This is a genomic window from Peterkaempfera griseoplana (assembly GCF_001418575.1).
Taxonomy (GTDB): Bacteria; Actinomycetota; Actinomycetes; order Streptomycetales; family Streptomycetaceae; genus Peterkaempfera; species Peterkaempfera griseoplana.
Map to the genome: position 1 here is coordinate 1 of NZ_LIQR01000449.1, position 2,217 is coordinate 2,217.

Consider the following 2,217-nt stretch of genomic DNA (forward strand, 5'->3'; position numbering starts at 1 on the left):
GGCCGGGGGCCGCCGGAAGGACCGGGGCCCGCGGTGCCCGGTGCGTCCGCCGGAGCCGGTACGTCCGCGGCAGCCGGTACGTCCGCCGCGGCCGGTACGGACACCTCGACGTCGACCGGGCCGCCCAGCGCGTCCGGGAGGTCGCGGAAGGCCGCCCGGGCCGCGGGCGGGTGGACATTGAGCCGCTCCGCATCCCGGGCCAGCGCCTTGACCTCCCCCGGGGCGGGGTCGTCCGGCAGGCCCAGACCCACCAGCGTCTGCCGCCCGCCCAGCCCCGCGGTGCGCAGCAGCACATCGGCGACCAGCAGCACCCGCAGGTCGGAGAGGTGCGGAGGCCGGTCTGCCAGTGTCGTACGGGCGTGCACCCGAAGCAGGGCTCTGGGCAAGACGTCCTCCGGGGGTCGCACGGGGGCGCGGTACGGGCCGCGTCTGCCTCGTGCCCACTCGGGGGACCCGGCACGCGTTCCGGATGCCCGGCATTCGTCGGGACGGGTGGGGTAGGAGGAGGTTCTGATTGTGGTCCCTGTCCCCGAGCCTGGGGGAGATCATGGACATCGGAAAGCTCAAGCCCCTCCTCGACCACGAAGGACCGTGGGCGTCGGTCTATCTGGACACTTCGCGGGCCACCGCGGACGCCCCCAAGCTCCAGCAGCTGCGTGAGAGGTCGGTCGCCGACCGCCTGACGGAACAGGGCGTCGACACGGACACCCGGGCCGCGGTCCTGGACCGCCTGGCCCATGAACCGGTCTCCCGGGCCCCGGCGGGCCGGGCGATCTTCGCCGCCGACGGTGAGGTGGTACTCGACCTCTCGCTGGACGTCTCACCGTCCGTGGTGGACGCCTCCTGGTCGGTGCTGCCGCATGTGGCGCCCCTGATGGAACTGCTCGACGAGGCCCCCCTCTGCCTGGTCGCCCATGTGGACCGGGCGGGCGCCGACATGGAACTGCGCGCCCCGCACGGATGGGAACCGCGTGAGCAGGTGGCGCGTACCGAGGCCGACGAGGGCCAGACGCGCGGACACCGCACGGTGCCGGCCGACCGGGGCGAGTGGCACTACCGCAACTGGGTGGCCAACGAGCGCAACCGCACGGCCGAGTCGGTCGCCGCCGAGATCACCCGGCAGTGGCCCTCCAGCGGAGCGCAGCTGCTGGTGCTGGTGGGCGAGCCGCGGGAACGCCGGGCCGTCCACGCCAAGCTGCCCGAGCAGCTCCGGCAGGTGACGCTGGAGGCGGACGGGTCCGGCCGGTCGCCGGGTGCGTCGCCGGAACTGCTGGACCAGCAGATCGCCCAGCTCTGCGAGGGATATGTCCGGCAGCGGCTGGAGGACGCGCTGGCCCGGTTCCACGCCGGGCGCGGCCGGCCGGGTGAGCACGGCCCGCTGGGAGCGGACAGCGCCCCCGGTGTGGCGGCGGAGGGGATGCCCGCCGTGGTGGACGCCGCCCGCAGCCACCAGGTGGCGGCGCTGCTGCTGGGTGAGGCCGGGGCCGACCCGGGCCGCTCGGTGTGGGTGGGCCCGGAGCCTGAGCAGGTCGCCGTGCAGCGCGGACAGGTACGCGCCATGGGCGTGCCCGAGCCGGTGCAGGCCCGGGCGGACGACGCGCTGCTGCGGTGCGCGGTGGCGGCGGGTGCCGAGGTGCTGCGGGTTCCCGAGGGAGTCGAGGGTCCGGCAGGCGGGCTGGGGGCGGTACTGCGCTGGTGAGTCCGGCGGCAGCCGTACCCGGAGCCGCGGGACGGCCGGACCGGGAGCCGTGCGGCCGGTGGTCAGCCGGCCGCACGGCTCCCCCCATGCGGTCGGCGCAGGCGGTCGGCCGGGGCGGCGGGGCTCAGCTCCTGGCGCGCATCCGGCGGGCTATGACGGCGAGATCGATCAGGGCGACGGCGGTGAAGGCCGCGCAGAGGGCGGCGAAGACCACATAGGTGTCCCGGTTGGGTGCGGGACCCGGGCCGGCGTTCCAGGCGAGCAGTGCGAAGGCGACCGCCCCGATCAGGAACACCGGGGCGAAGACCAGCGACAGTGTGCGCCGCAGCCGGAGATCGCTGAGGGCGGTGCGGGGCTCGGTGCCGGTACGGACGCGGCGCCGGCGGTGCGGGCGCTCCGGGGGGTGGTAGGGCCCGTACACCAAGGAGCTGCGGGTGCGTCGGTCGGTCATGTCCTCACCTCGTTCCCGATCGGCCCTGACTCCTACCCGCAGCGGGGGGCGTCAACCGGGGCGGGGC

General features: G+C 75.6%; 2 protein-coding genes and 1 pseudogene. 1 reads left to right on the forward strand and 2 read right to left on the reverse strand.

From position 1 onward, the window contains the following. A pseudogene (locus AOK09_RS41190) lies at positions 1–386 on the reverse strand (hypothetical protein); the annotation flags it as partial. Between the two features lie 161 nt (positions 387–547). Between AOK09_RS41190 and AOK09_RS29435 the strand changes: the two are divergent. Then, entirely contained in the window at positions 548–1,699 is a 1,152-nt protein-coding gene (locus tag AOK09_RS29435) for a baeRF2 domain-containing protein (protein ID WP_055590281.1), read from the forward strand. A 124-nt stretch (positions 1,700–1,823) separates the two neighbouring features. On the opposite strand, the gene AOK09_RS29440 is transcribed toward AOK09_RS29435, so the two are convergent. Beyond that, entirely contained in the window at positions 1,824–2,150 is a 327-nt protein-coding gene (locus AOK09_RS29440; RefSeq protein WP_245687534.1) for a DUF6343 family protein, read from the reverse strand. Positions 2,151–2,217 lie beyond the last annotated feature (67 nt).

Coding starts and splice junctions, on each gene's coding strand:
- AOK09_RS29440 (WP_245687534.1), bottom strand. CDS start 2,150: ATGACCGACCGACGCACCCGCAGCTCCTTGGTGTACGGGCCCTACCAC.
- AOK09_RS29435 (WP_055590281.1), top strand. CDS start 548: ATGGACATCGGAAAGCTCAAGCCCCTCCTCGACCACGAAGGACCGTGG.